The sequence below is a fragment of the Paenibacillus sp. FSL W8-0194 genome, from assembly GCF_037969745.1.
In the GTDB taxonomy this organism is placed as follows: Bacteria; Bacillota; Bacilli; order Paenibacillales; family Paenibacillaceae; genus Paenibacillus_AQ; species Paenibacillus_AQ cookii.
In genome coordinates this window covers 3,874,539-3,898,969 of sequence record NZ_CP150205.1, presented here as the reverse complement: position 1 = coordinate 3,898,969, position 24,431 = coordinate 3,874,539, and the positions used below count along the sequence as shown (strand labels likewise).

At 49.5% G+C, this 24,431-nt stretch carries 33 protein-coding genes and 1 riboswitch; of the genes, 23 read left to right on the top strand and 10 right to left on the bottom strand.

The features are described from left to right. Positions 1–96 precede the first annotated feature (96 nt). Positions 97–1,293 carry an MFS transporter gene (locus tag MKY58_RS17765; protein WP_339321414.1) on the bottom strand — a complete coding sequence of 399 codons (1,197 nt, stop codon included), beginning with the start codon at positions 1,291–1,293 and terminating at the stop codon, positions 97–99. A 238-nt stretch (positions 1,294–1,531) separates the two neighbouring features. Here MKY58_RS17765 and MKY58_RS17760 point away from each other — a divergent pair, with 238 nt between their 5' ends. The 4 genes from MKY58_RS17760 to MKY58_RS17745 all read left to right on the top strand — a co-directional run bounded on the left by MKY58_RS17760 (position 1,532) and on the right by MKY58_RS17745 (position 4,512). Next, positions 1,532–1,966: a GNAT family N-acetyltransferase gene (locus MKY58_RS17760; protein WP_339321413.1), complete on the top strand. Its 435-nt coding sequence runs from the start codon at positions 1,532–1,534 to the stop codon at positions 1,964–1,966. 128 nt (positions 1,967–2,094) lie between these two features. After that, complete coding sequence (locus MKY58_RS17755) at positions 2,095–2,706, top strand: sigma-70 family RNA polymerase sigma factor (RefSeq protein ID WP_339321412.1); 612 nt, start codon at positions 2,095–2,097, stop codon at positions 2,704–2,706. A gap of 64 nt (positions 2,707–2,770) precedes the next feature. Next, a complete protein-coding gene (locus tag MKY58_RS17750) occupies positions 2,771–3,751 on the top strand; it encodes a hypothetical protein (protein WP_339321411.1) in 981 nt (326 codons plus the stop codon). Positions 3,752–3,879: 128 nt separating this feature from the next. Continuing rightward, complete coding sequence (locus MKY58_RS17745) at positions 3,880–4,512, top strand: SGNH/GDSL hydrolase family protein (protein ID WP_339321410.1); 633 nt, start codon at positions 3,880–3,882, stop codon at positions 4,510–4,512. A 46-nt stretch (positions 4,513–4,558) separates the two neighbouring features. Here the strand turns inward: MKY58_RS17745 and MKY58_RS17740 are convergent, their stop codons facing one another. Then, a complete protein-coding gene (locus MKY58_RS17740; protein ID WP_339321409.1) occupies positions 4,559–5,224 on the bottom strand; it encodes a tetratricopeptide repeat protein in 666 nt (221 codons plus the stop codon). Positions 5,225–5,641: 417 nt separating this feature from the next. On the opposite strand from MKY58_RS17740, the gene MKY58_RS17735 reads away from it, so the two are divergent. The 4 genes from MKY58_RS17735 (at position 5,642) to MKY58_RS17720 (ending at position 7,863) form a co-directional block, all read left to right on the top strand. Next, positions 5,642–6,232: an HD domain-containing protein gene (locus MKY58_RS17735; RefSeq protein ID WP_339321408.1), complete on the top strand. Its 591-nt coding sequence runs from the start codon at positions 5,642–5,644 to the stop codon at positions 6,230–6,232. Positions 6,233–6,337: 105 nt separating this feature from the next. Further along, the gene (locus MKY58_RS17730; RefSeq protein WP_339321407.1) at positions 6,338–6,604 is read left to right on the top strand and encodes a helix-turn-helix domain-containing protein; all 267 of its coding nucleotides are present in this window, start codon (positions 6,338–6,340) and stop codon (positions 6,602–6,604) included. 212 nt (positions 6,605–6,816) lie between these two features. Continuing rightward, positions 6,817–7,617, top strand: a complete 801-nt coding sequence (locus MKY58_RS17725) for a glycoside hydrolase family 25 protein (RefSeq protein ID WP_339321406.1) — start codon at positions 6,817–6,819, stop codon at positions 7,615–7,617. 135 nt (positions 7,618–7,752) lie between these two features. Next, entirely contained in the window at positions 7,753–7,863 is a 111-nt protein-coding gene (locus MKY58_RS17720) for a sporulation protein YjcZ (protein WP_197069988.1), read from the top strand. A gap of 237 nt (positions 7,864–8,100) precedes the next feature. On the opposite strand, the gene MKY58_RS17715 is transcribed toward MKY58_RS17720, so the two are convergent. From MKY58_RS17715 to MKY58_RS17695, 5 genes are all read right to left on the bottom strand, one after another. Next, positions 8,101–8,427, bottom strand: a complete 327-nt coding sequence (locus MKY58_RS17715; protein WP_036711775.1) for an SPW repeat protein — start codon at positions 8,425–8,427, stop codon at positions 8,101–8,103. A gap of 184 nt (positions 8,428–8,611) precedes the next feature. Beyond that, positions 8,612–8,809 carry a hypothetical protein gene (locus MKY58_RS17710; protein ID WP_339321405.1) on the bottom strand — a complete coding sequence of 66 codons (198 nt, stop codon included), beginning with the start codon at positions 8,807–8,809 and terminating at the stop codon, positions 8,612–8,614. Positions 8,810–9,271: 462 nt separating this feature from the next. Continuing rightward, positions 9,272–9,865: a hypothetical protein gene (locus MKY58_RS17705; protein ID WP_339321404.1), complete on the bottom strand. Its 594-nt coding sequence runs from the start codon at positions 9,863–9,865 to the stop codon at positions 9,272–9,274. 197 nt (positions 9,866–10,062) lie between these two features. Beyond that, positions 10,063–10,911 carry a prolyl oligopeptidase family serine peptidase gene (locus MKY58_RS17700; protein WP_339321403.1) on the bottom strand — a complete coding sequence of 283 codons (849 nt, stop codon included), beginning with the start codon at positions 10,909–10,911 and terminating at the stop codon, positions 10,063–10,065. Positions 10,912–10,983: 72 nt separating this feature from the next. Further along, a complete protein-coding gene (locus MKY58_RS17695) occupies positions 10,984–11,733 on the bottom strand; it encodes a DUF1963 domain-containing protein (RefSeq protein ID WP_339321402.1) in 750 nt (249 codons plus the stop codon). Between the two features lie 299 nt (positions 11,734–12,032). Next, a riboswitch (cyclic di-GMP riboswitch) is annotated at positions 12,033–12,122 on the top strand. Positions 12,123–12,305: 183 nt separating this feature from the next. Here MKY58_RS17695 and MKY58_RS17690 point away from each other — a divergent pair. Then, positions 12,306–13,061 (top strand): GTP cyclohydrolase II, encoded by a 756-nt coding sequence (locus MKY58_RS17690; RefSeq protein ID WP_339325192.1) that lies wholly within the window; start codon positions 12,306–12,308, stop codon positions 13,059–13,061. A gap of 11 nt (positions 13,062–13,072) precedes the next feature. Next, entirely contained in the window at positions 13,073–14,170 is a 1,098-nt protein-coding gene (ribD, locus tag MKY58_RS17685; RefSeq protein ID WP_339321401.1) for a bifunctional diaminohydroxyphosphoribosylaminopyrimidine deaminase/5-amino-6-(5-phosphoribosylamino)uracil reductase RibD, read from the top strand. A gap of 420 nt (positions 14,171–14,590) precedes the next feature. Here the strand turns inward: ribD and MKY58_RS17680 are convergent, their stop codons facing one another. The 3 genes from MKY58_RS17680 to MKY58_RS17670 form a co-directional block, all read right to left on the bottom strand. Beyond that, positions 14,591–15,772 carry a site-specific integrase gene (locus MKY58_RS17680; protein ID WP_339321400.1) on the bottom strand — a complete coding sequence of 394 codons (1,182 nt, stop codon included), beginning with the start codon at positions 15,770–15,772 and terminating at the stop codon, positions 14,591–14,593. Between the two features lie 605 nt (positions 15,773–16,377). After that, entirely contained in the window at positions 16,378–16,602 is a 225-nt protein-coding gene (locus tag MKY58_RS17675) for a helix-turn-helix transcriptional regulator (RefSeq protein ID WP_160045646.1), read from the bottom strand. 174 nt (positions 16,603–16,776) lie between these two features. Then, on the bottom strand, positions 16,777–17,400 hold the full coding sequence (locus MKY58_RS17670) for a helix-turn-helix transcriptional regulator (protein ID WP_339321399.1): 624 nt from the start codon (positions 17,398–17,400) through the stop codon (positions 16,777–16,779). 166 nt (positions 17,401–17,566) lie between these two features. Here MKY58_RS17670 and MKY58_RS17665 point away from each other — a divergent pair, with 166 nt between their 5' ends. The 13 genes from MKY58_RS17665 (at position 17,567) to MKY58_RS17605 (ending at position 24,387) form a co-directional block, all read left to right on the top strand. Beyond that, positions 17,567–17,782, top strand: a complete 216-nt coding sequence (locus MKY58_RS17665) for a helix-turn-helix transcriptional regulator (RefSeq protein ID WP_339321398.1) — start codon at positions 17,567–17,569, stop codon at positions 17,780–17,782. 44 nt (positions 17,783–17,826) lie between these two features. Then, positions 17,827–18,015 (top strand): helix-turn-helix domain-containing protein, encoded by a 189-nt coding sequence (locus tag MKY58_RS17660; RefSeq protein ID WP_339321397.1) that lies wholly within the window; start codon positions 17,827–17,829, stop codon positions 18,013–18,015. Positions 18,016–18,162: 147 nt separating this feature from the next. After that, positions 18,163–18,678: an XRE family transcriptional regulator gene (locus tag MKY58_RS17655; RefSeq protein ID WP_339321396.1), complete on the top strand. Its 516-nt coding sequence runs from the start codon at positions 18,163–18,165 to the stop codon at positions 18,676–18,678. Between the two features lie 10 nt (positions 18,679–18,688). Further along, positions 18,689–18,961 carry a hypothetical protein gene (locus MKY58_RS17650; protein WP_339321395.1) on the top strand — a complete coding sequence of 91 codons (273 nt, stop codon included), beginning with the start codon at positions 18,689–18,691 and terminating at the stop codon, positions 18,959–18,961. A gap of 129 nt (positions 18,962–19,090) precedes the next feature. After that, positions 19,091–19,402: a hypothetical protein gene (locus tag MKY58_RS17645; RefSeq protein ID WP_236575974.1), complete on the top strand. Its 312-nt coding sequence runs from the start codon at positions 19,091–19,093 to the stop codon at positions 19,400–19,402. Positions 19,403–19,408: 6 nt separating this feature from the next. Next, on the top strand, positions 19,409–19,630 hold the full coding sequence (locus tag MKY58_RS17640; RefSeq protein ID WP_339321394.1) for a hypothetical protein: 222 nt from the start codon (positions 19,409–19,411) through the stop codon (positions 19,628–19,630). A gap of 71 nt (positions 19,631–19,701) precedes the next feature. Then, positions 19,702–20,712, top strand: a complete 1,011-nt coding sequence (locus MKY58_RS17635; RefSeq protein WP_310862479.1) for a DUF4373 domain-containing protein — start codon at positions 19,702–19,704, stop codon at positions 20,710–20,712. Next, positions 20,705–21,064 carry a hypothetical protein gene (locus MKY58_RS17630; protein WP_310862480.1) on the top strand — a complete coding sequence of 120 codons (360 nt, stop codon included), beginning with the start codon at positions 20,705–20,707 and terminating at the stop codon, positions 21,062–21,064. Before MKY58_RS17635 ends, MKY58_RS17630 begins: the two co-directional genes overlap by 8 nt. Before the next feature lie 21 nt (positions 21,065–21,085). Continuing rightward, the gene (locus MKY58_RS17625; protein ID WP_339321393.1) at positions 21,086–21,271 is read left to right on the top strand and encodes a hypothetical protein; all 186 of its coding nucleotides are present in this window, start codon (positions 21,086–21,088) and stop codon (positions 21,269–21,271) included. Beyond that, on the top strand, positions 21,261–21,596 hold the full coding sequence (locus MKY58_RS17620; RefSeq protein WP_310862482.1) for a hypothetical protein: 336 nt from the start codon (positions 21,261–21,263) through the stop codon (positions 21,594–21,596). Before MKY58_RS17625 ends, MKY58_RS17620 begins: the two co-directional genes overlap by 11 nt. Beyond that, positions 21,580–21,927, top strand: coding sequence for a Cas9 inhibitor AcrIIA9 family protein (locus MKY58_RS17615; protein WP_310862483.1), 348 nt, complete (start codon positions 21,580–21,582; stop codon positions 21,925–21,927). Before MKY58_RS17620 ends, MKY58_RS17615 begins: the two co-directional genes overlap by 17 nt. Before the next feature lie 10 nt (positions 21,928–21,937). After that, positions 21,938–23,473: a PcfJ domain-containing protein gene (locus tag MKY58_RS17610; RefSeq protein WP_339321392.1), complete on the top strand. Its 1,536-nt coding sequence runs from the start codon at positions 21,938–21,940 to the stop codon at positions 23,471–23,473. Beyond that, positions 23,470–24,387, top strand: coding sequence for a DUF3102 domain-containing protein (locus MKY58_RS17605; protein ID WP_339321391.1), 918 nt, complete (start codon positions 23,470–23,472; stop codon positions 24,385–24,387). The genes MKY58_RS17610 and MKY58_RS17605 overlap by 4 nt, the downstream gene beginning before the upstream one ends. Positions 24,388–24,431 lie beyond the last annotated feature (44 nt).

Here is a 24,431-nt window from a genome sequence, read left to right as displayed (position 1 = left end):
CTCTTTTAACATGATGTGAACAAAAAGCCGGGTAGAGCGGGCGGTCCCCTTTTCTACCCGGCTTTTTCGCGCCGAAAATCATAGCATAACGGAAACTTAGGCGGCGGATTGGCGGCGATGAAGGCGGGCAAGCAGCAAAGACAGACACAGGGCGGTGACGAGGAAACCCGCGATCATGTCCACCACGCCATGCCAACCGTACGCGCCCCAGAACGTGCCGCCAAGCGTCCCCCCGACGCTCGAACCCGCGTAATAAAAAAACAAATAAAGCGAAGAGGCCTGCGCTTTTCCGCGTTTGGCCCGGATGCCGATCCAGGAGCTGGCGATCGAATGCGAACCGAAAAATCCGAAGGTGAACATGATGATGCCGCCGATTTTTATGACCAGCAGCGGACTAAGCGTCAGCAGCGCTCCGCAAAGAAAAACGGCCAGCCCCATCCATAACATGAGCGGCCTGCCGTGCGCGTCGGCCATTTTCCCCATCCAGGTGGAGCTGAAGGTTCCCGCGATATAAACGACAAAAATAAATCCGACCAGCGTCTGGCTGAGGGAATAAGGCGGAGCGATCAGTTGGTAACCGATATAATTGTATAGCGAAACGAAGCTTCCCATAAGCAAAAAGCCAAGCGCGTATAGAATGAGGAGGCCGGGATCTTTGAACTGGCTTCCAAGCGAACGAAGCAGCGATTTGAAGCGCAGCGGGCGGGCTTCGAAATGGCGAGACGGCGGAAGCAGAAACAGAAAAACCAGGCTGAATGCCAACCCGAGCAACCCGATGGCGGCGATGGCGATGCGCCAATCCCACAGATCCGTCAATGCGCCGGTAATGACGCGGCCGCCCATGCCGCCGATGGAGTTGCCGCTAATGTACAGTCCCATGACGGCCCCGAGGCTGCCAGGGGCGATCTCTTCGCCCAGATAGGCCATGGCGATGGCGGGAAGGCCGGCCAACACGGCTCCGAGTACGATGCGGAAGACGAGCAGCGTATGAAAATTGGGCGCGAATGCCGTGGCAAGCGTCAGAACGGACGCGGCAATCATGGCGACCGTCATTACCGGCTTGCGGCCCCAAGATTCGCTGAGGGAGCCGACGACGATCATGCTGAACGCCAGCACCAGCGTCGTCAGCGACAGAGACAGGCTGGCCCTCACCGGGGAAATGCCGAATTCCCTGGAGAACTCGGGCATCAACGGCTGGGTATAATAGAGGATGGCGAACGTGTTAAAACCTCCCGCGAAGAGGGCCAAACTCGTTTTGCGGAATGCGGACGTGCCATGCTGGATATAACTCATGCTGCAAAGCCTCTTTCCATGAAAAAAGTTGAAAACGAATCAATTGTTTTCTTAACCCAGTGTACGCCTGTTTGCAAGCTGTTTTCAATATCGGTCCAGCATCGCATTCATGCCTGAAGCTTATCGTTTTCGGGAACCGGGAGAATTTTCAGTATGTTAAAGTTGAAATTTTTGCCGCGGCGGGTTAAAGTAACTCAATGAATTGAAAGATGAAGTGGATGATGTGGAGGTTTTGAACATGCTGTTGAACATTAAATCATACATACGCAAACCGCAGGTGGCCGAACTGTTTTCCTACGCGGTGTTTCCGGATGACCGGTCGGTCGAGGAGGCCGTCCAAGCCTATGAAAGCAATGACGCCTGGCAGCTGTACGGCTATGAAGACGGCGAACTGCTCGTCGGGATGATCGGATACGAAAAATCGGGGAATGACCTCGTGATTCGCCACATTTCCGTCATTCCCGAAAATCGGGGCCTGGGGTATGGCAGAGGGATGATTTTGGAGGCCATGACGAAGGAAAAGCCGGAGCGGGTGATCGCCGAAACGGATGAGGAGGCCGTCGATTTTTACCGGAACATCGGCTTTATCGTGCACAGCCTGGGCGAGCAGTATCCCGGTACGGAGCGCTTCCGCTGCGTATTCGAGGTCGAGGATGAGCCCGAAGAAGAATAATTTGGTTCGGATGGTGTAACATAACCGGTTCCTCTTGGGGAGCCGGTTTTTGCATTTCATGCAGGGAATCGGATGCGGCGCATTTTTTTCGGAAACATGCAACCAATCCGCTCCGGGACGCATCATTAATGGCAAGGGGGGAGGAACACGGACTGGATATCATAGCGGGTTTAAAACGGAAGGATGAAGAAGCGCTCGTGCTGCTGATGCAGCAGTACGGCGACGATTTGCTGCGTACCGCCTGCTTGCTGCTCCGGGATCGGCAGGAAGCGGAGGAAGCGGTGCAGGACAGCTTTATCGCGGCCTTTGAACGGATCGGGCAGCTGCGCGACGATACGAAGCTCAAAAGCTGGCTGCTTCGCATCGTCGTCAACCGCTGCCGCATGAAGCAGCGAACCTGGAGTTTCCGGCATCTGTTTCCGTCCGCCTACGTGGACGGGCGGCTGGCGAAAGAAGAGGAGCCGGGGCCCGAGGAAAGGCTTGTGCAGCGGTGGAGGAGCGGCAGCCTCACGAAAGCGGTGCACCGTCTAAGCTATAAATACCGCGAGGTCATTACGCTTTATTATTTTCAGGAGATGGGCGTTGCCGAAATCGCCGATCACCTGCAGGTGAGCAAGAACACGGTCAAAGCGAGGCTTGCCCGAGGGCGCGCCTATTTAAAACAAACGTTGGAGAAGGATCGTCAAGGACAACACCATTGCCTTTGCCTGGGAGCCGGTTCAGGGAGCGGCGTATTATAACCTCAGCGTCGGAATAAAGCTGAAGTCGGGTTCGACGAGCCACGTCGTCCGCCGGGGAATATCGGTGCCCGAGGTCCGGATCCAGGCGGATGATCTTTATTATGAATATACGGGGATCAGCGGATTTTCCGAAGGCAGCGGCCAGCTGACGATTGATCCGTTGTCCCTGCTCGGATATGCCAATACGGACAACCAGATGACCTGGGACGTCGCGGCTTACGATGCGGAAGGCCGGATGCTGACCCGCAGCGGCGGATACCGTTTGGACGAACGCTTGACGGACCGTCTGCCGTTTTTTTATTTGAAAGCGCGGAAGATGACGGAGGCCGACAGGACGCTTCTCAGCGGGGACTTGAAAAAGGCGGAAGCGTTGTATCGGGCGGATTACCGCAAAAATCCCGACGATGCCCATAGCTTGCATATGATCATCAGGCTGCTGCAGGGAACCATGATGCTGCAGGGGAAAGGAGCGGAGGAGGCGGAAGAGAGCCTGCTGGCGGAGCAAACCCGGCTTTTGCGGCAGCTGGTGAAACTGCATCCCACCGCCTGGTACTACGACATGTTGGCCCAGCAAGCGTTCGATCAGGCCGATTGGGACGAATATCGCCGGTACGACGAACTTGCGGCGGCGCTGGATACGTCGGAGGATACCGGCTATAGGGACGGAACGCGAGCCATCGCTTTCATGAGACAACAAAAATGGGATGAGGCAGCGGCTTCCTTTCACAAATCGCTTGAAAACGATCCGTCGCACCGGTTCATCGGCGCGTACATCGCCTTAACGATTGCCCGCGGCAGCCCGCTGGAGACAGCGACGGCTTTGGCGGAAAAGTACCCTGACCGGATGTCCTATTCCGGTCCGGTCCATTGGGATGAGCTGCTCCTTGCCATGAAACGGGAAGCGGCGGGACAAGACGGATATTTCCAGACGCTGCGGCAACGGGCCGGCCTGTACGTTCGCGGCGGGGAAGCGGGAGGGGAGCACTCAAGTTCCTCCGCCCCGGCCATGAACCGGTTTTTCGAGCAGCTGAAGCAAGTCAAATAAACCTGGCGTTTGGGCCTGCGCCGATTTTCGCGAGATCTTTTCCCTGTCCCCGGATATTGTCCCTTTCAACGCCCCTTCCCGGCACATACAATGATGAAGTACGAGGAAACGGGAAGGAGGCGAAGGTTGTGGCGATTTCATACACGGCGATCGGCGACTCGCTGACGGTCGGTTTCGGCGCGATGCCCGGAAACGGATTTGCGCCGGTATACCGGAGATTGGCGCAGCAGAAAATCGGGGAACCGGTGGTCTATGAAAATTGGGGAATCAACGGGCTGACCTCCTCGGAATTGTACGACAACGTGAGGCGCAACCCGAGGCTGCGCAGCTCGTTAAAGGACGCGCAAATCATCACGGTATCGATCGGAGGCAACGATTTGATCCGGGCGGCGAAAAGCGCGCCTTCCCATCAGGCGGCCTCGCATTTCAACAAGGCGTTGTCGCAGTGCGAGTCCAATTTTTCCGGCATCATGCAGTCGATCTACCAGCTGAAATCCGGCAGCAGAACGCCGTACATCGTTCGGGCGGTCGGTCTCTATAACCCCTACCCCCAGGTGGGGGCAGCCACGCAATGGGTTCAGCAATTTAACGGCTACCTGGGCGGTTATTGGGGAAGCGGGTATGCCGCGGCCAACATATTTTCTTCCTTTTACGGACGGGAAAGGGAGCTTTTGTCTTTCGACCATCTTCATCCGAACGGAAGAGGCTACAAAGTGATTGCCGAACATTTGCACCGGCTTGGGTACCATCCGCTGGGCTGATGTTGCGTCCAATGAAAAACAGACCTTTCCGAGGTCTGTTTTTTGATTATTTTTTTATCATGCTAAGTACGGCCCATTTTCGTTCCTGGCGTTTCTTGTATTTCGGAAGGGAGCGGTATATGTCGATTGCTTCCTGAAAAGCTTCCTTCGCCTCTTCCTTCCGGTCAAGCGACTTGTACATCATGCCGAGCAGGTAATAACCTTCGCAGGATGAAGAATGGATTTCCTGAAACCGGCGTACGTAATCCATCGCCTTATCCCGGTCGCTGTTTTTGTAGACGTCGGCCAAACGAAGGTAAGGCTGCCCGTATTTGACGCGCGGATTCAGCTCCAGCGCCCTCAGAATGGAAGTTTCCCCCTCCGCGATTTTGCCCTGCCGCAAACAAACGGTCCCGAGGTCATCCCAAAATTCGGCCGAATCTTCCGATTGCGCTTGGATCGATTCCAGCAGTTTCAACGCCTCGCTGTCTTTTTTTCGTTCGATCAACAGCCTGGCCAGCTCATGTTTCGAAGACACGTCGCTTGGGTTCATGCCGATTTGGGTGCGGAGTTTGGAGATTTGCCCCATCCGTTTAAACGGTTTGGTCACGCTCGGAAGGATGCCGACAAAACGCCGGTCCAGCAAATAGACGATGACCAGCAGGACAAGGATGGCCAGGAAAGGGTTTCCCAGCAATCTCCATAACAGCACAAAACCTAAAATTTTGCCCATATATAACCTCCATAAGTTCGATGTCGACCGACCGTAACGCCCGGAAGCGATGTTCCGCGCGGTTTGTATTCGTCAATGGCTCCGCCAATTCTCTGATCCATAATGAGTTGTCTTCAAGGGAAAGCGGCAACTCCGGATCCAAGGCATATGTCGATTTCATCAAAACCCGCCTTTTCAATCGAATTCGGTCGTGTAACGGCTCCGTATAAAATAATAGCCTCTTTTTCCAGATTATTCTACATTTTGCGATGAAATTATCCGGGGACGGCGAATGCGAAATGCTCCCAAATGATGATTATGGCCCGAACGGACGCTTTTTTCCCGTTGCAGAAATCGAATCGGCCTGTTTTCGAAACCCGCTGCGATATATACTAAACGGTGGATCATTCAATAGAGTAACAACGGGGGGCGGTTCGATTGAACGACCGATTAAGCCGGCAAATCGCGTTTATTCGCGAGGTCGACAAACTGAAGACGATTTTTCGCCAAACCTATTTGATGGATGCGGCACGGCATGAAAACGATGCGGAACATAGCTGGCATATCGCGTTGATGGCCTGGCTGCTTGAAGAGCATCGAGGGTCCGAAAAGCTCGACGTGCTGCGGGTCATGAAAATGCTGCTCATCCACGACATCGTGGAAATCGATGCAGGAGATACGTTTGCATATGATGTACAAGGGCATGAGGATCAATTCGAACGGGAGCGGCAGGCTGCAGTTCGGATTTTCGGGTTGCTGCCGCCCGACCAATCGGCCGAAATGATGGGGCTTTGGCTTGAATTCGAACGGAGGGAAACGGCTGAAGCGCGTTATGCCGCAGCGATGGACCGCATACAGCCGCTGCTGCACAATTATTATACGGAAGGCAAGGCCTGGCGCGAGCACCGGGTGACGTCCGGACGCGTGTTTGAACGGATCCGTTTTCTTGAACGGGAAATGCCGGAGCTGCATGCTTTCGTCGCCGGACTGATCCATGATGCGGTCGAGCAAGGGTATTTGCTGCCATGAATCCGAAGTCATAATTCCAGAGAACGATTCAATAGACAAAAACAAGGAAAATGTATTTGATTTCCAATATAAACAAGGGTCTTTAGAACTATTTGCGTGATAATAATGAAAAAAAACAGGCCATCCGCCGATAAAGTAGTTGAGGTGATACGGATGGCCAAAAAGGGACAGACTTTCTGTTCTTACAGTTTGGATACCAAGAAGAAGGCTGTGGACATGCGTCTTCAAGGAATGACGAAAAAAGAGGTCGCCGAAGCGTTGGGAATTGCCGACATCGGGCGTTTGAAGGTATGGATGAGGAAGTACCGAGAGCAAGGGGATTCCGGATTAATAGACCAACGGGGACGCTCCAAAGGAACGTTCCGTTATTAAACGAATGCGTATACTTCTTGGGGAAAGAAGCCTTTATTTAAGGGCTTCTTTTTCTATGCTTCAAGCCCTGCTTTTCGCCCGGGATTCGCGAAAAGGGCACGGATCCAATTTCCGGATTCGGCGAGGAAACGTCCAAACGGGGGAATGGGAGCACACATAATTATATATACGCGCAGACCGGGCGGTCTGCAGACCAACGCGGAGGTGTTGCTGTGCAAAGCCGAAACGGCAATCATGCCAAAGGGATCGACGTATCGCATTGGCAGGGTGTCATCGATTGGAAACGGGTTAGAAGCGCAGGGTTTTCTTTCGCATTTTTGAAAGCGACGGAAGGGCCGAAGCTGGTGGACGACCGGTTCAGGGTCAACTCGCAAGGCGCTCGGTCGGCCGGCCTGTTGACGGGCGCCTATCACTTTACCCGGGCCCGCAATGTGGCCGACGTCAACGCGGAGCTGGAACATTTCGTTCAGACCGTCGAAAGCGCCGGGGGCTTAAGCTCGTTCAAGCTGCCGCTGGCCCTTGACGTCGAAACGAAAGAAGGCGGGACCCGGGCGAACATCACGGCCATCGTGCGCGAATGGGTAACCCGATTCAAGCTGCGCACCGGCAGAACGCTTATGATCTACACGTACCCCGATTTCATCGACACTTCCCTGGACGGCACGCTGGGAAACGTTCCGCTATGGTACGCTTACTACAACAGCGGGGTCCCTGCGGATAAAGGCGGCTTTACTTCGTGGGAGTTTATCCAATATACGAACAAAGGCCGCGTGCCGGGGATCAACGGAGATGTAGACTTGAACGAATATAAAGGAAGCGAGGCGGATCTGATGGCCGCGTACAACCGGAACGATCAGGGAAAAAGGCCGGACGCGCCGGAATGGAAGGAAGCAGGCCGGCAGTGGCTAATCAAGCATGCAGGGATCAGCCCGGAATGGCAAGCGGAAGATCCGCTCGATATCGGCACGCTGGGCGCGATTTTGGCCAAATATGCCGTGTCCGAGAATAAGTAAACAGGAGGGATAAGATAAGACAGGCATTTGCCCTTGAAATTAGGCTCCCGCGCAGCCTGAATTGGGGAGGAGTCTATGCCAAAAGCCAGGCAGGCCACATACTTTAGAGTATGTTAGATGGAAGGAGGGAATGGAATGAGCGGAGTTGTTGGCGGAGTAGGTTGTTACAATCCTTTCGCTTCTACAGGTGCCATTTTGGTTCTCTTTATTTTGCTGGTTATTATTTTGCGCTCTTGCTGGCTGTAATCGGCTTGATTTCTTCAGCGGATCGCTAATGCCGGAAAGATCGCCTGAATGCGGCTTGATGGGGAGCCTGCTTTCAGGCGATTTTACATAAGCGGCCGGCATGGAAAAAAAGCGCAGGCCCCGTTTTCGTACGGGACCTGCGCTTTCGTCACGGTGAAACCTTGCGCGGAACACAGGTGAAGGACGCCCCTGTTGGCCTAACGACGTAACTTTAAGCCTGCAACGCTGGACCTGCCGTCAATCCTTGGCAGACAGGGTGATCAAATTGAGAAGGACGGTTACCGCTCCCAAAATGATGCTGCTCCACATGACATTGGACTCGACGGTGTAAACAAACGGAAAAACGATAAACCAAACGCCGGCAAGCAGGGAAATCCAGTTTTGCCAGGAGCCCCATCCGGACCCGGAAAAAGCCCACAAGGAAGCGATCAATTGAACGGCCCCGACAATGACACTCGTCCATAACGCTCCTTTGTCATCGGAATAACCCGCAATCCACGGCGCAATGATAAACCAGATCCCGATGAGGGCCACAATGGTATTATCGACGCTTCTTAGCTTCATCCAACACACCTCCGTTTATAATCGATGCCAACACGAGGGTACGTAAAAATCATATGCAGCAAAAAAGCGATCATTACTAAAGATGTAACGAAAGTCATGACCGCGCGAAAAATTTTGGCGTTCCCGCTCGATAAACCGCGATTCGGCCGGATCCGCTCCCGCCGGAGGAGAAGGGATTTGCGGATCAAGGGAGGCGGCTCCAGGCCGCCTTCCTTCCTTTGGACTTATGATTTGGCGCGCCGCCCTCCGCCTTTCGACGTCCCGCCGCGATGGCCGCCGCCGTATCCTCCATGACCGCCGTATCCGGGAGAGCCGTGATGTCCTGGGGAGCCATGATGTCCGGGAGAACCATGATACCCTGGATAACCGTGATAGCCGCCATAGTATAACCACCATGGGAACGAGTAGGGATAAGGGTAGGGGTAATAGGGGTACGGATACGGGTAAGGATATGGATAATAGGAAGAGGATGGAGCGTAAGGGGTGTAAGACACATGCATTCCTCCTGTAAGTTTGCGATTTATTACAGCCTATGCATGGTCTGGAACCCGTGATCATCGCCCGGAAAAAATGGGCGCAGGCGGAGGTTGGCGCGGTCTGTCTGCCGGAGGGACTAACGTTTTAGCTGATTTTATTACAATTTAATGATCGCATAAGGTTGTTTTCATGTTTCAGGACGCGCCATTCTGTATATTTATATATATAACCCCCCTTTGATATATAGTTCGGATTGGGCCCTGACGATGCGGATCGCCGGGGCCGCTTTTTTTGTGATCGACAGGCCGTTTGTCCGCAGCGAAAAAACGGATATGCCCTGGGGCATATCCGTTTTCCGTTTCGAACCTTATTTCAGGTAAGCTCTCGTTTTTAACCGGTCTTTGTGAAGAAGCGACTTATATAGTTGAGGGTGAATTTTGTACCAGCTTGCGTGCCTGAAAACCAGGGCGTAATCGTTCACCGGGGTTGTAAAGGCGTCCTGCCCTTTTTGCAAATCCTCGCGGTTGATCGCGAGGCAAACCGTTTCCTTGGTAACGTTTTTGCCGTTTGCGGGCTCCGGATTTCCGTACAAGCAGACCTCAACCGTTCCGATGCCTTTGTTCTCGAGCAAGATGCCGCTGTATGAAATCAGCGTAGCCGCCGCATCGCTCATCAATCGGTCCGGATCCGGCGATTCATGTTTGAAGTCGACCGTGACCGTCTTGTTGTTGGCTCCCTGGAGCTGGATGTCTTTGATTTGCGCCGCCGGGATGGCGCCTTCGTCTAAGGGCTTTTCAAGGACAAGCTTGATGTTCTCGCGGGTGACTTCAGCTTGGGACCAGACATCCTTTTTTTGCGCGACGCCAACCTTGGCCGGCTCGGAGTTCCTTGAACAGGAAGCCAGCAGGAAGCACGCCGCCATCATCATGCATACAACCTTAAAAGGCGATCTGGGCTTCAACTTCATCCCCCTTTCTCTAAAGCATGATACAAATGAAGTCTATCAGAACCTCGACGAGAATGGAATAGAATCCCCATTTATGACAATGATGACAAAAAGACGTTACAATTCTTTAATCTGCTTCGGGTCCGCTTTCGTCGTTTAAGCATGGAACATGCCGGGTCGCGTCGACGTTTGCGCCGACGGCGCGGCACGGTTCACGGCCGGGTTTGGTGTTTCCGGATCCAGTCGAACATCCGGTTGATCGCGTGCATGTGCATTTCGTAAGGCATGTGATGGCCGTATCCTTCGTACCAATGCAGCTCGGCGTCTTTGCCCAGGGCCTGAAGCCGTTCGTACATGCGGATGCCGTGCCCGGGGTCCACCTGTTGATCTTCGCTTCCGTGAACGATGAGGACCGGACAGCGGATGCGCTCTGCCATGTGGAGAGGGGAGCGTGCTTCGTAAGCCGAGGGAATTTTGCGCGGATGGCCGACGACCCGTTTTAACATCCTCCGCAAATCCACCCGCTCCTCGTACGTTTGGGCGAGATCCGAGACGCCGCCCCAGAGGACGAGCTGCGAGATGAAATCCGTGTCCGCAGCCGCGGACGCGGCGTTTACGGAGCCCCGGGAAAAACCCATGGCCGCTATCCGTGTCGGATCGACGAACGGAAGTTCGGCAAGGAGCCGGCACGCCGCGGGAACGTCCTCCAGGTCGGCGCCGCCGAATTCGTCCCGCCCTTCGCCGCCTTGCGTCCCCCGGTAAACCGGGGCAAAAACGATAAAACCGCTTTGCGAAAAACGCTCGAGCCATTCGGTTTTGACCTGCCCGACCCGGCCGATGCCGCCGCGGCAATAAACAAGAACGGGCCATTTCCGTTCATGGATATCCAGCCGCTCCCGCTTGGCGTTGTTCGCGATGACGGTCATGGGAAGCCGCTGCCCGCCGTATATTTTCCGGACATGCGCTTCCAGCGTTTCCGGTTCGATTTTGTATCCATACGGAAGGGAGAGATAACCCTTTACCTTATATTCGCCGGAGCGGTATGTCATATGAATCATCATGGAGATCAGCTGCCTTTTCGTTTGCTTGTCCTTATTGCTGCATGTTCGGATTTCAAGTGCGGCCACCAAAGACTACAGGCAGTCCCAGGTATAATACACGTTCGAAAAATCCAATCGGGCCAAATCCTCGCGGCGGATAAAAAAATTGCCGACGCCGGAATCCCCCCAAGAGACATAGTACTGCTGGTCGTCCCCTTCGATGTCCAACTGAAGAAGAAGCTCCCAATCCCCTTCCGGCCTAGGATCTTCCTGCGCAAAGTAAGGGTACCCTCCGATGCGCGACCCGCTGGAATCCGCCAAATCCCAATATTTCGAGTAGGCGGTTTTGTCCCGGTCGAATGAGGGCAGATCCACCCTTTCGGAAGTCCGATCCACTAGCGGGATGTACTGCTTCTCAAGGTTTCCGGTCAGCTTGTAAGGCCCGCCCAAAACCGGACTGTACAAGTCGGGATTTTCCGGGCGGTAAGGATCGATTTCCTCCGTTTGGGCCGCTTCTTCGGCATGAAGGATGCGGTAGGATTGGTCAAAAAGACCGAACGTATCGTCCTGCTTCACAAAAAAACTCGTCAATCCGCGGGCAGGGAACCCTTCCAGAGGCGGCATTTGCGCCCAATTGATTTGGGCGACGAACAGGTAGTCGTTCCCGTCTTCATCCCGGGGCCATGCGGATTGGGGCGGAAGCCAAGGCGTTCCTCCCACCTTGCTGTCGGTCATCCGTACGGTTTCTTTCGTGAGTTTCAGCTTCACCGACGGCTTGGCCGTTTTTTCGAGGTATTCCAAAAATTCCGGGGTCCACCCGTTGTTGCCGTCAAGAAATTGCATCGTGATTTTCCCCCTCGGTTTAATAATCATGTATCATTTCTTTTTCTCGTATGAGGAAACCAAACCTACGAGTATTTTAGCCGAGCGGCAGCAAGGCCGCAAACGGGCGGCCGATGCGTATCCGGAACTTGAATTACCCGGTTGCCGCTTCAATCTTTTCGTTGCATTTATTAAATTTGTCATTTATATTCATAGTGTAGTTACATAAAAAACGAATATTTCCCTTTTTTCTCAAAATCACAGGTTTTTCCTTCCGCTTTTCCTGCAAGAATCGCGGAAGTTCTATATGATACGACATCGTACGATAATGGCAAACCCACTGAAAAGTGGCGACGCAAAGCTACAGGGGCTAAGGCGGATCCCATCCGCTATGCCAGCCAGTTACCGAATACGACGGAGGCCTCCGTCTATTTCTTCACGCGCATAGACGGGGGCTTTTTGTGTTTTCTATTAAAGTACGGTGTTTTTTATCAGTTCTACATAAAGGGGGGAGCAGTTCTCGTTAAGGTGTTGTCGTAGCCGGTGTCAGTCAGCAAGCCTCAAAACAAACGATAATACAAAGGAGATGGATGATTGTGATTCCAAACCAGGTTAGTCGATTATTGAAGGACAAAATAACGCTTGTTAAACTGCCAGAAGGTCCCGATCTCGCGCTTGTCGGTCCTGTCCGGCTCCCGGTACAATTGGAGGAGCGGGAGGTTACATTCAACTGGTATACTTGGTTAAAAACAGAGAGCGCTTCATTTCAGGTGGAAGATGTTCTCGATACCCTGCCGTTTGCAGATCTTGCCTCATACCAGCAATCATCCGTGCTTGTTTACGGTGATTTTGCCAACGCGGAGCATGCGTTGATTCGGATGCACAGCATTTGCCATACCGGGGACATCTTTGGAAGCAAACGATGCGATTGCGGGTACCAGCTGCGCCGATCCATGAACATGATCGTCGACAACGGCAGCGGGGCTCTCTTTTATTTGGCCAATCACGAAGGACGCGGAATCGGGCTTTTCTCCAAATCGTTGGCTTATCTGCTGCAGGAAGAGGGATACGATACGGTAGAAGCCAATCACGCTTTGGGCTTTCCGGATGATCTGCGGTCCTATGACGAGGCGATACAGGTTCTTCAGGCATTGCGGCAGAAACCGGTAAGCCTCATTACGAACAATCCGCGCAAATTGCAATCATTGCGGGAAAAAGGGCTTGCATCCGATCATCATGTATCGATTTGGGGCGATGTATCGAAACATAATACCCGATATTTGGCAACGAAAATCGAAAAATCGGGCCATATTTACAATCCCCTGAGCGAAACTGTCAAGCTCGGCTAAGGAGGCCCCGCATGAACCCGGATCAACATTATATGAAGCTTGCGCTGGACCTGGCGGCCACCGCAAGCGGAAAAACGAACCCCAATCCCGTCGTCGGCGCGATCATTGTGAAGGACGGACAAGTTGTCGGCGTCGGCTTTCACCGAAAAGCCGGAGAACCCCATGCGGAGGTACACGCGTTCCGTATGGCGGAAGGACACACCAACGGTGCAACGCTTTACGTGACTCTTGAGCCCTGCTCCCATTACGGAAAAACGCCTCCCTGCGCAGAGCTGGTTGCCAGCTCCGGAGTAACGCGCGTTGTGGTGGCTATGCAGGATCCGAATCCGATGGTCGCCGGACGGGGGATTCAACTGCTCCGAGATAAAGGGATTGAAGTCGAAGTGGGCGTGTTGGAAGCGGAAGCCAAAAGACTTAACGAACGATTCGTCCATAATATGACCAAACGTCGGCCGTTCATAATTTCCAAGGTCGCCATGACGCTGGACGGGAAGTTAGCTGCATCTTCGGGCCATTCGAAGTGGGTTACGGGCGAGGAAGCGCGCCAGGAGGTGCATCGGCTGCGAAACGAAGTCGATGCCATCTTGGTCGGCATCAACACGGTGCTGGCTGATAATCCCCGCCTGACTACCAGACTGCCGGAAAAGGGGAAAAACCCTGTACGGGTCATCCTGGATTCCAATTTGCGGTTGCCCGAGGATGCCCATATAACCGACTGCACGGCGGCTAAGACATGGATCGCCACGAAGGAGGATGCGGATCCGGAGAAAGTCAACAGGCTGAAGCAAAAAGGGCTGGAGATTCTTTTCGTTCCTTCGACCCGGCTCGGGCTGGACCTCCGGCGATTATCGGAAATGTTATACGAAAAGGGAATTACCGACCTGCTTGTCGAGGGCGGCAGCGAAGTCAACGCCTCATTCCTTCGCGCCAACCTTATTGACAAATGGTTGATTTACATCGCACCCAAAGTTTTGGGAGGACGCGGTTCCCTCACGCCATACGGCGGTCCGGATTTGGAAACGATGGATGAAGCGTTGAACGTGCGGATTCACTCCGTCCGGCAAATCGGAGATGATCTTTGCATCACGGCGTATCCGAAGTACGGCTGATGCATGAAGGGTCCAGGTCTCCGAACGGGTATTGGCGCTAACGCCCCCTTTTTAGGTCTAGTATTTTAATATTTAATAAATTTTCTTACATTGACAATGACGAGCCGCCATGGCCGTCATTTTTTTTCTCTTCGGAATGAACGGCGGTGAGGGGGATTAAGCGAAAAATGGATCAAGACCGGAAAATGAAGATGAACATTGCGGAAGGAACAACAACAAATTAAAAGGTGTTTTAGAAATAAAATCGGGCGCCCCTTTCGGGACGCCCTTTCATGGGAGAGGAGAAAGAATGGCTAGGGTTTGGATAGGAATCCCTTGATATTATTGGGTTTTTTCAGTTATTTATACGGTCTGATGTGGACAAAAATGGTGGACATTTGCGAATTTGGTGGACAATCGGTGGACAAATCCCGTAGACAACTATTTCTTAATATCGTCGAAGACGGACGCAGCTGCCTGATCTACCGAGTCGAATATGTGGCCGTATATTTCCAACATTTTGATGTTTGAATGGCCCACGCGCTTTGCTATGACCTCAGAATGAACCTTTTTGTATATCATCCAGGAAACCGAGGTATGCCGCAAGTCATGAAGACGAATAGGCTTTAAATTATATCTCCGATGGAAGTCGATCCATTTCTTTGTGAACCAACCAGGTTCATACGGTCTTCCGTCGGGATGACAAAACACAAACGAATATTTCCCGTCGGCCCATTGATCATCGATTTCAGATAATTCGGACTCACGGGCTTGATATAAAAGTTCAAGTTCTGTTTTAAGGGTTTCAGGCATTGCGATCCTTCGTGGTTTTTTGTTCTTGGGAGCCTTTAGAACGGGTTGTCCATCTTTTAATTTTGGCAATGATTGAGACACATAAATATGACCTGAGTCAAAGTCTATCCTACTCCATTCCAATCCTGCCATTTCTCCGCGTCTCATTCCCGTTGTAACGGCCAGAGTGACCATGACCCTGGTTTGGATAGGTTCATACTCAAGAGCTCTAAAAAGCTGCTTTATTTCGCTCTCATCGTATACCTCCATTTCTTTCACATCGTCTTCTTTGGGTTTTTTTACTCCGGCCATGGGGTTATCCGTAATCACTTTCCATTCGGCTGCCTTCGTAAAAATACTCTTTAGTACGCGAAAATTATAGACGATAGTTGCTGATTTAAGGGGGCCTTTCCCGTCCAATCGTGCATCAGGCTTTCTAAGCGTGTCCAAAAAAGCGAGAATATGCATTGTTTTAATTTGGTCCATAAACATATGCCCGAAATAGGGGGTTATTCGCTTTTCCGTATGGAATATATAACTGTCGATAGTCTTTTCTTCAAGCTCTGTATAGACGAAGTTCTTCTTCCATTCCTCAACAAATGCCTCAAAGGTCATTTTCCCGGGATTAATATATACCCCCGACTCTACTTTAATCTGAAATTTGGTTAATTCGGTATTAAGGTATTCTTGAAGACGCTTGGGAGCTCGAAGCAACACTTGATCCTCGACTCTTACCGTCTTTGTTCGTTGGATTCTTTTTCCGTTGGCATCATATCCGAGTTCTACGACCAACAGCCATGAATTTTGTCCCCTCTTACGTATGCTTGCCATAGAAAAAACCTCCGTTCCTAAGGATGTCATTTTTTACAACATGATTTTTTATCTAACAGCCTCTACGATAATTAACATAAACATCAGGTATAAGGAGATAGCATGAAGATTATTGGAGTAAAAGCAACCGATCGGACCGGCGAAGATACAGATTTTCAAGTTTTCTCATTATTTGAAGTAAACTATATAACGGTATTCCGACCCAGAAAGTCGGCGGACCTGCTGCCTTTGTATCATACTGCCACCGGGTCATATGCCCCGCTGTTGACTCTGAGGGATATTTCTTCGGCCCTAAAGCGGTATGGGTTCGAGCATTTCGACAAGTCCACGATAGTAAATAAGAACCGAGTGAAACACCTTCGGAGCGCGAATGGAGTCGTAAAAGTACAGTTTGTCGATAATTCTGAAATTGAAATATCCGGAAGAAGCCGCTACAGATAAGGAAACTCTGCATTTCAACCCCCCTAAGTTGCATCCAACAAACGACATCAAACGACAAATTATTTGTTGGTCGCGCTGTATAATAGAAAATACCAGAGAGCAGCGGTAGGAACTTCAAGAAATCTTGAAGTCCCAACCGGATCGGGAGGAAAGTCCTCCGCGCCTCAGTCAGCATCAACAATTTTCCAGGTGTACAACAATTCACAATTAGGTAATTTCATAGCCTTGCTTATGGTGACTGCGGTAGCATAGCCCATTGTTGTACGATTGTTCGCATAGTCGGAAAGTTGGCTCTCGGGAATACCGGTGATGATATGCAGCATGCGTTGGTTGATCCCGGTTTCCTTGTACAGCTGCTGGAGGCGACAACGATCCGGTTCATACCGCATCGCGTTGCTCTCCTTAATATTATTTATTTACGAACACTTGTTCCCGTGTTAAGATTGATAATAATTCCATCTCGGAAGGTGACATTCATGGAAGCAGGATTAACTGAACGATTACAAAATGTGTTGGGGGATCTAACTGAATATGATTTGATAAATTTTGCTCAAGAGGTTAAATCAATCTTCCTCGGAGAAAATGATTTTTGCTGCTCGCTTGAGCTTTTTTTGAACCTCAGGATCGGAGAGGTCTAGCCCAAGGTCATTTTCGAGTTTTTTAAAGAACTCCATTTTCCGTTGGATTTTTATATCTTTAATATCGGGTGAACCTGAACCATCTGAGTCAGGACTATTTGGATTGTCGGTTCTTCCGAGTAGATAGTCCGTAGAAACATTAAATACTTCTGCGAGCTTTTGAAGCGTCTCTGTATCAGGTGAACGATTTCCAGATTCATAACCCGATATAGAGACTTTGGTTACATTAACCAGTTTCCCAAGCTCTTCTTGGGTTAGATTTCTTTTTTTTCTCCATAATGCGACCCTATCCCCGCGAAAGACGTTCTCACCTTGATTATTTTCTGTACTCTGATTCTTTTTCTTCGTTATGGTCCTTCCCAATAAATAATCTGTATCAACATCAAAAAAGTCGGCGAATTTATTCATTTCATGATCTTCAACTGATCGCTTGCCAGCTTCAATTCTAGATAAAACACTATTGTTTATTCCGATTCTGTTTGCTAGGTCGAGTTGAGTTAGACCAGCAAGTTCCCTCAAATTTTTAATTCGGTCCCCAACAACAGACATGTTATACACCCTTTCTTAGATTCGGCGATAATATCATATCATTTTTCCAAAATAGAAAAAATGTTTTTGCTAAAACAACAAAAAAAGTGATTGACTTTGCTGTTTTGGCAAAGTATATTATAGACAAGGATTTTGCTAAAACAGCAAAAATGATAGGTGGTGTGATATGAATAATCAAAACGGAGTACGTTCTTTAAATTTGGATTATGTAAAAGTGCGTAGACAAATGCTTGGACTGTCACTGCAAGATATGGCTGAAGCTATGGGCTTGAAGAATGCTTCGACCTATATGAAATATGAGGACGGGCATTATCAGTTAAAGGCCATTCATCTTCCAATTCTAGCAACTAAGCTTAAATGCAAAATTGAAAATTTTTTTTGATTTCGATTTTGCTAAAATAGCAAAACTGAAAGGAGAATTTAAAGATGGAACGACAAACATTAAACGTGCAAGAGGCTGCTCAGTTTTTAGGCGTATCGGCTTGGCTCATTTATGATATGGTTCGCCGCAGGGAGATCCCTGCAATCCGCGTCCGCAATCGCATTTTTTTTCGGAAAGAAACCCTTTTGGACTGGATGGCACAGTCCGAACAGGAGAATCTTATCCAAGCTTAAAACACTAATGAAAAAAACCGCCAGAGCGGTACCAGCTGCAGGCGGCGTGGGGATGATGTTTGGGGAATGCGTTGCTCACAACTAAATATTACAACAATCCCTTGTCCGACTTCATCCCATAAAACGGACAAAGGAGATGAAATTTAAATGGCAATTGGACAATTTGGCACAGCACTTGATGAAGTGCTCAAAAGAAAAGGGGAGACACGCGGGGCGGCTGGCGCCGCTGCTCACGTCGACGCCTCACTGATCGGAAAGATTGTAAAGGGGACAAGGAAACCCACTAAGGAAGTCATGGCATCGACGACGAGGCATTACGATGACGGGCAACTCTACATTGCTGCTGCCGGGGAGGTAACACAAGGCGCGTCTGTGCCCTGGCTGAACAATGTGGACCTTCATAAATCAAGCGTACATATAAAAACCTTAGAAGAAATTCAAGAAGCATTGGACTCGTTGCAGAGAGCACCAATTACGAAGACAAAGGAACAATTGGCCGAAGCAGACATAAAGCAAATAAAGCTTACATTGATGGAATGCGTCGAGGCAATTACCGCATTAACACATTACGTCGCAATTCTCTGTAAGGAATATTGTTTTTCGTGGATGGGAGTTTGGAAGGAGCACAGGGCGTACCTGAAGTCCAAAAAATACTTGAAATGAGGGATTTTGAATGTCCAGAGAGGATTTGGTAAAGCAAGCAATCGAAGCTGGCAGAAACGCGAAGCATAACCTGAAGCTGATCCAGAAGCATCCAGAAAAAATGATCGGCGGCAATACTCAAAATGCAGCAGCCTATTTGAACATGATGATTGATTTGGCCGGAAAGGAAATGAAAAACGCCCGGCGTGCAGGCCGAGCGCTTAAATTGAGAACCCGTTTCAAGAGCCTCATTTCCTTTATTTTAGCTGATGTTTTTCGGGAAGGCAAGGAGGGAACAGCATGAAGGCTCTTCCCCCGATGACAAGGGCATTTAGCCCTGTCTTCCGGCGTCGGACAGTATCATAACCTTACTCCTGTCTGGCGTCGGAAGATGCGGCTAAACGCATCATATTTACATAAAGGAGGCATACAGGTGAGCACAATCCCAGCAGATCTAATGAAAGACCGTTACTGGCGGGGCACGTTGCATTTGTTTTTGAATCAGCCAAGGCTCAAAAGTGTCTGCACCACAAAGTACATCGACGTTAACAATCGGATCATAAAAGTCGATGCACTGAAGCGCCAGGCGCAGCCATGGAGTCATTCCGAGAAGTTCATGCTTCAGCTTGCCCTGCACTTGTTCAACGAACGGCATAAAGTAAATTTATCGGACATGGACTTTCTTGATTCAAATAACAAACGCTTGGCGTTTCAGGCCATGCAAATGCGATTCGGGGAGGTCTGAACACACATGAAGAAAGATGTGTTCGCACAGCGTGATATTATGCGCCGCAGCTTGCGTAAGAGGCTTTGTCGTTTGTATTCCATGTTGATTGACGGCGACCCAGCTACCACGGCAATTATTAATGAAATCAAGGCGCTGAGAGCTCAATTGTTGAAATGCGATCCGGCCGAAGTTATTGAATCTTTCGAGCTCACTCCCAAAAAAAAGAGACCACGCCTGCCAGCGTGATCAACAATTTTACTCAATATTTTTTTTCATTATACCACAAACGGGGCAAAAAAAGGTGGTGAGCTGGCAAGATGAAGGAAGCTTATTATTTTTCGCACGACTCTAATGCCCGCCATGATCCCAAGATATCTGCAATGCGCGGTGTATATGGGGCAGAAGGTTATGGATGGTATTGGATGATCATTGAAATGATGCGGGATTCGGATGGATATAAATTGGACATGCAATCCAAATACGCATTTAATGCATTTGCATTACAGTTGCAGGCGGATTGCTCAAAAATTGAAGAATTTGTTGCAGATTGTATTAACGAATTTCACCTGTTTGAATCCGATGGAAAGTTCTTCTGGAGTAATTCGCTAATTCGCCGGATGGCCCAAAGGGAAGAAGTAAGGGCTAAGAGGTCAGCAGCTGCAAAAGCTAGATGGGATAAGGAAAAGTCGGAGTCTGGCAAAGCCAGCGAAAATGCACAGCCTATGCAAATGCATGACCAAAGCAATGCAAATGCAATGCAAGGAAAGGAAAGTAAAGGAAAGGAAAGTAAAGGAAATAAAAAAGAAAATAAAAAGATGAGTCCCGAACCGCCTTCAGCAGTTCAGGACAATCATCCTCCTCAAAAGGATAACAAGGATAAGTATGGTCCAGAAAACACCTATTACAAAATGGCCGTGTATTTTAAAAACAAAATTGACGAAATGGCGGCCAGAGAGGGGCTGCAGCATTTAACCGGGAAGACGAACCTTCAAACCTGGGCTGATGACTTTAGAAAACTGGTAGAGCTGGACAAGCAGTCAGATAAGGATTTAATCCGATCGGTTATGGATTGGGTTGTAAACGATGACTTTTGGAAAAGCAATGTTTTGAGCGCTGAGAAATTTCGCAAGCAGTTTCCAAGGCTTGTACTGGCAATGAAGAAAAAAACGAATTCATCAAAAGTCGTACCAATTGGAACAAGTAAAAAGCCACAAATTTCAATGGCAGCCCCGTCATCGGAGCCTGAGATATCTGATGCCGAATTCGAAGAGATGATGCGTATGGCTAAGGAAATGAGCACCAACAAGGGTGGGAGAAGTCATGCGTAAGCTCTGGCTTAACAAGGTTCAAGCACAAGATAGCGGAAAGCCTTGCTTGATACCCTTTCAAGTCGAAATCAATGGTGAATGGGTGTGGGATGGAAGATGGACAAGGCCAGCTCCGATTGCGGATATTCTGCTGCCATACACACGCTGCAAACAGGTCGGATGCCCGGTGCAATACAGGGAAAGCCCCGCAGCTTATGTTTATAACGCTGCTGAAAAAAGTCAATTTCGCTACGTTCCGTTTTGGGCACGGTTTATCGAGGAAATTGACATGACTAAGGTGGATGCACAGGAGGCCAAGATATTAGGCTTCCGCCGTGGCGACGGTGTAAGAAATTTTGAAAAAACGAGTTGACCGAGAACGGAGGTTTTCTTGATGAATAGATGGACCGTTTTCGAATATCTAAAATCTCGAACGTTGGCTACTGGACATATTCCTACTCGCGAGGAGCTCGAGTCTGAATTTCGTGGTTTGGATCCGGAAGAGATCGATGGCGGCATTCAGGAGTTTGGTCAACGTCTTGGAAATTGGATGAAGGAGGAATCATTGCATGCCCAATAAAAAGGGATGGTATACGAAAACTGAAGTGTTGGAGTCAGGGTTGCCATATTATATCCCGCGTTCAGACCGCTGGACAGCCAAACCGTATCCTTTCGCGGTGCTGCTGACTAAGACGCGCTGTAAAGAGTTGGGCGTTCCGATCCTTGAAAGCGGCCGAGAGTATCCATCTGCATTCCGGTACGCCGCCGCTGCGGGCTCGGGCACGGATGATAATAAACATCGCTTCATTCCGCTCTATGATCGGACTGTATCGTACGATCTGCTAAAGGATCATCTGTACAAACATGAAATTATGAGGGGGGATACGGATGCAGGAAGCAATTAATAAGCTACGAGCCGAAATCGAGAAAAACAAGACCAATCCATACATCCAGGTGATCGGTGAGTTTCTGATCAAACATATCGAAGCTAACCCGGATAGCGCTGAAAAGGTTCTTGACGCGGATAAAACGATTGCGAAGAGTTTGGAAGCTATGAAGAATGAGGCCAGAAAAAAACAGCATAACGGCATGGCCATGCTCACGGATACGGAAGGTTTTGCGATTGTTTTAAAATATTTTGGGATGCAGGGCGAACCGGCTCCGTTCAAGCCGGAGCAGCATTCTCCGGAGCCGGAAAAGCCAAATTTTGACGTAAAACTAGAAGATCTTCTGTGAGGTGAAAGAAATGGATTGGCAGGAGTTCTCGGCACACTTCCCGACCCAAATTAGCAAATCTCTTGTTAGATATGTCAATGAAACGGTTCTTAAATCGAGCCGGTACCTGTTTGTAAAAACGGTGGCTGGTGTTCAATTCGCATACTGCACCTACTGCAATAAGCAACACCGTACTGTAAATCGTTTGAAGCACAAACAGTTAGAACCTGTGAAATGTCCGCATTGCAATTCTTCTTGCCAAGTACGTGCGGCCGGAGTGAGCCGCAAATATATGGTGGATAAGGCTGTTCTGGTTTGGTATGAAAAGTCAAAAGTCAATCCCAAGGCTATTACTGCGAGAATCATTCATGTGATTCGCGACTATAGCGGCGACTTCAAGGAAGTGGAGACGCAATATAATTGCAGCCACCTATATCTTTTTGAACCAGGCCGGAGCTACTATTTCAACACTTGGAGCAAAGTTCCAAACAAAAGCGTTTCATCAGCTTTTGATCGCTATTTCAGCGGTTTCAGTCGTTGGGAAAAGTTCAGATCGGATTCAAATATACGCCGTGCTGTTAAAGGAACGCCTTTCGAATATTCAACGTGGGAACAGTACGTGGAATACGAAAACAAGAAGTACGTTTCGGATATGGTTTGTTTTTTTGACCTGGCAGCCCGATATCCATGTGTGGAGTATCTAACTAAAGCCGGAATGCAAGGGATGATATGGGCGAAGCTTTATAACTCTCCAACGCATGGTGCTATTAACTGGAATGGCAAGACACTGACCAAGGTTCTCCGTATCACTAAGCAAGATATCAAAGAGGCACGAGCTTCAGGCCTTCCTTTCGAACCACACCATTTGCGTTATTACCAGCTTGCAAGAAAGAAGGGTCTTCCAATAAGCATTACTGAAGCCTTTATCTTTGCCGATCTTAGATATTCAATGTATGAGGATTATTACAAGATTGCTTTGACATGGGCACCGGAGAAGAAAATAATCAAGTATTTTCTTAAACAGCTACGAAAAGGGCATTACACAAAATCGACTACAATCCTTACGGATTGGCGTGATTATAGAAAACAATGTGAGGAACTCGGAATTAATCTGAAAGAAGAGCACAACTTATTTCCTAACGATTTGCACGAGGCACACCTAAAGCTTACACGTCGGATCAAAATGAAGAATGATAAGCAACTAAACGAGAAGATAACCCGGCGTCTGCCTGACCTTGAAAAGTTCAGTTTTGAATGGAATGGTTATCTGATAAGACCAGCCCGGTCATCGATCGAATTGTTTGAAGAAGGAAAACACCTGTTACATTGCGTTGGCGGATATTCCAACTCATACGCAGAAGGAAGAACAAACATTTTTTTTGTTCGAAAGAAAAGCAATCCAGAAGTGCCTTTTTACACAATGGAGGTACGAGGGGAATATGTCGTCCAATGTCGAGGATATGACAATTGTGATATGACACCAGAAATAGAATTGCTGGTAAAACGATTTATCGCTCAGAAGATAAAACCCAAGAAAAATAAAATAAAGGTAGGAATTGCCGTATGACCACACAAATGACCATCCAGCGCACAGCCGATGTTATTGCCGCAGAGATTCGTTCGATCGACCAACAAGCGAGACAATATGTATTGCAGTCTGCTATCGATATTGGCACGAGGCTGAAAGAAGCCAAAGAACTGGTACCGCATGGGGAATGGGGAACGTGGCTCAAAAACAACGTGAATTATAGTCAGTCTACGGCGATCAACTTCATGAAAGTATCCGAAGAGTACGCGAATTCCCAAGCGCTTGCAAATTTGTCATACACCCAAGCGGTGCAGCTGCTGTCCATTCCAGCGGAAGAACGAGAACAGTTTGTACAAGAAAACAATGTCACGGAGTTATCGACAAGAGAGCTGAAAGAAGTCATCAAGGAAAAGAAGGCTTTGGAAAAGCAGTTACAAAAGGCGAATGAGCAAGCGGAGTACGAGCGCCTTGAACGTGAGAAGCTTGAACGAAGCTTGTCCGAAATGCAGCAGCAGAACGCAATGAATTACGAGCTGGCCGAACGATATAAAGCAGAAATCGAGGCAGCAACGGCATCCGGCAATGATGAACAAGCCGCCAAGTTGCAGGAAGAGCTGAACAAGGCCCAGGCTTCACTTGTAGACTCAAACAAGAAAATCAAGGAGCTTGAAAAGCAGCTGAAGGCGAAACCGATCGACATTCCTGCCAAGGAAATCATCGAGAAGGTTCCGGAGGCAGTTGAAAAAGAACTGGAGCAGCTGCGAGAGAAAGTAAAACGAAGTGATAATAAGGCTCTGGCAAAGTTCGCGGTGTACTTCGAGGCGGTCACGAATAATTTCAGCAATCTCCTATCTGTCCTTCATGAAATCAAAACCAATGTGCCGGAGGAGTATGAAAAGTATCGCAACGCTGCAGCCGGCTTGCTCAATCGCATGGGAGAAAAGGTTAAATGAACCCCAAGGCCGTGCAGATGATCGAAAATGCGCTCGATCCCTTA

What these genes read in the sequence shown, in the direction of transcription:
- MKY58_RS17740 (WP_339321409.1), bottom strand. Translation starts at nt 5,224, where the DNA reads ATGGGCAAAATTTTAGGTTTTGTGCTGTTATGGAGATTGCTGGGAAAC.
- MKY58_RS17640 (WP_339321394.1), top strand. Translation starts at nt 19,409, where the DNA reads ATGAAGAAAGATGTGTTCGCACAGCGTGATATTATGCGCCGCAGCTTG.
- MKY58_RS17615 (WP_310862483.1), top strand. Translation starts at nt 21,580, where the DNA reads ATGCAGGAAGCAATTAATAAGCTACGAGCCGAAATCGAGAAAAACAAG.
- MKY58_RS17720 (WP_197069988.1), top strand. Translation starts at nt 7,753, where the DNA reads ATGAGCGGAGTTGTTGGCGGAGTAGGTTGTTACAATCCTTTCGCTTCT.
- MKY58_RS17695 (WP_339321402.1), bottom strand. Translation starts at nt 11,733, where the DNA reads ATGCAATTTCTTGACGGCAACAACGGGTGGACCCCGGAATTTTTGGAA.
- MKY58_RS17625 (WP_339321393.1), top strand. Translation starts at nt 21,086, where the DNA reads ATGAATAGATGGACCGTTTTCGAATATCTAAAATCTCGAACGTTGGCT.
- MKY58_RS17680 (WP_339321400.1), bottom strand. Translation starts at nt 15,772, where the DNA reads ATGGCAAGCATACGTAAGAGGGGACAAAATTCATGGCTGTTGGTCGTA.
- MKY58_RS17610 (WP_339321392.1), top strand. Translation starts at nt 21,938, where the DNA reads ATGGATTGGCAGGAGTTCTCGGCACACTTCCCGACCCAAATTAGCAAA.
- MKY58_RS17670 (WP_339321399.1), bottom strand. Translation starts at nt 17,400, where the DNA reads ATGTCTGTTGTTGGGGACCGAATTAAAAATTTGAGGGAACTTGCTGGT.
- MKY58_RS17675 (WP_160045646.1), bottom strand. Translation starts at nt 16,602, where the DNA reads ATGCGGTATGAACCGGATCGTTGTCGCCTCCAGCAGCTGTACAAGGAA.
- MKY58_RS17760 (WP_339321413.1), top strand. Translation starts at nt 1,532, where the DNA reads ATGCTGTTGAACATTAAATCATACATACGCAAACCGCAGGTGGCCGAA.
- MKY58_RS17635 (WP_310862479.1), top strand. Translation starts at nt 19,702, where the DNA reads ATGAAGGAAGCTTATTATTTTTCGCACGACTCTAATGCCCGCCATGAT.
- MKY58_RS17605 (WP_339321391.1), top strand. Translation starts at nt 23,470, where the DNA reads ATGACCACACAAATGACCATCCAGCGCACAGCCGATGTTATTGCCGCA.
- MKY58_RS17660 (WP_339321397.1), top strand. Translation starts at nt 17,827, where the DNA reads ATGGAACGACAAACATTAAACGTGCAAGAGGCTGCTCAGTTTTTAGGC.
- MKY58_RS17730 (WP_339321407.1), top strand. Translation starts at nt 6,338, where the DNA reads ATGAAAAAAAACAGGCCATCCGCCGATAAAGTAGTTGAGGTGATACGG.
- MKY58_RS17710 (WP_339321405.1), bottom strand. Translation starts at nt 8,809, where the DNA reads ATGGCGGCTATCACGGTTATCCAGGGTATCATGGTTCTCCCGGACATC.
- MKY58_RS17765 (WP_339321414.1), bottom strand. Translation starts at nt 1,293, where the DNA reads ATGAGTTATATCCAGCATGGCACGTCCGCATTCCGCAAAACGAGTTTG.
- MKY58_RS17755 (WP_339321412.1), top strand. Translation starts at nt 2,095, where the DNA reads ATGGCAAGGGGGGAGGAACACGGACTGGATATCATAGCGGGTTTAAAA.
- MKY58_RS17655 (WP_339321396.1), top strand. Translation starts at nt 18,163, where the DNA reads ATGGCAATTGGACAATTTGGCACAGCACTTGATGAAGTGCTCAAAAGA.
- ribD (WP_339321401.1), top strand. Translation starts at nt 13,073, where the DNA reads ATGAACCCGGATCAACATTATATGAAGCTTGCGCTGGACCTGGCGGCC.
- MKY58_RS17665 (WP_339321398.1), top strand. Translation starts at nt 17,567, where the DNA reads ATGAATAATCAAAACGGAGTACGTTCTTTAAATTTGGATTATGTAAAA.
- MKY58_RS17700 (WP_339321403.1), bottom strand. Translation starts at nt 10,911, where the DNA reads ATGATGATTCATATGACATACCGCTCCGGCGAATATAAGGTAAAGGGT.
- MKY58_RS17715 (WP_036711775.1), bottom strand. Translation starts at nt 8,427, where the DNA reads ATGAAGCTAAGAAGCGTCGATAATACCATTGTGGCCCTCATCGGGATC.
- MKY58_RS17620 (WP_310862482.1), top strand. Translation starts at nt 21,261, where the DNA reads ATGCCCAATAAAAAGGGATGGTATACGAAAACTGAAGTGTTGGAGTCA.
- MKY58_RS17630 (WP_310862480.1), top strand. Translation starts at nt 20,705, where the DNA reads ATGCGTAAGCTCTGGCTTAACAAGGTTCAAGCACAAGATAGCGGAAAG.
- MKY58_RS17650 (WP_339321395.1), top strand. Translation starts at nt 18,689, where the DNA reads ATGTCCAGAGAGGATTTGGTAAAGCAAGCAATCGAAGCTGGCAGAAAC.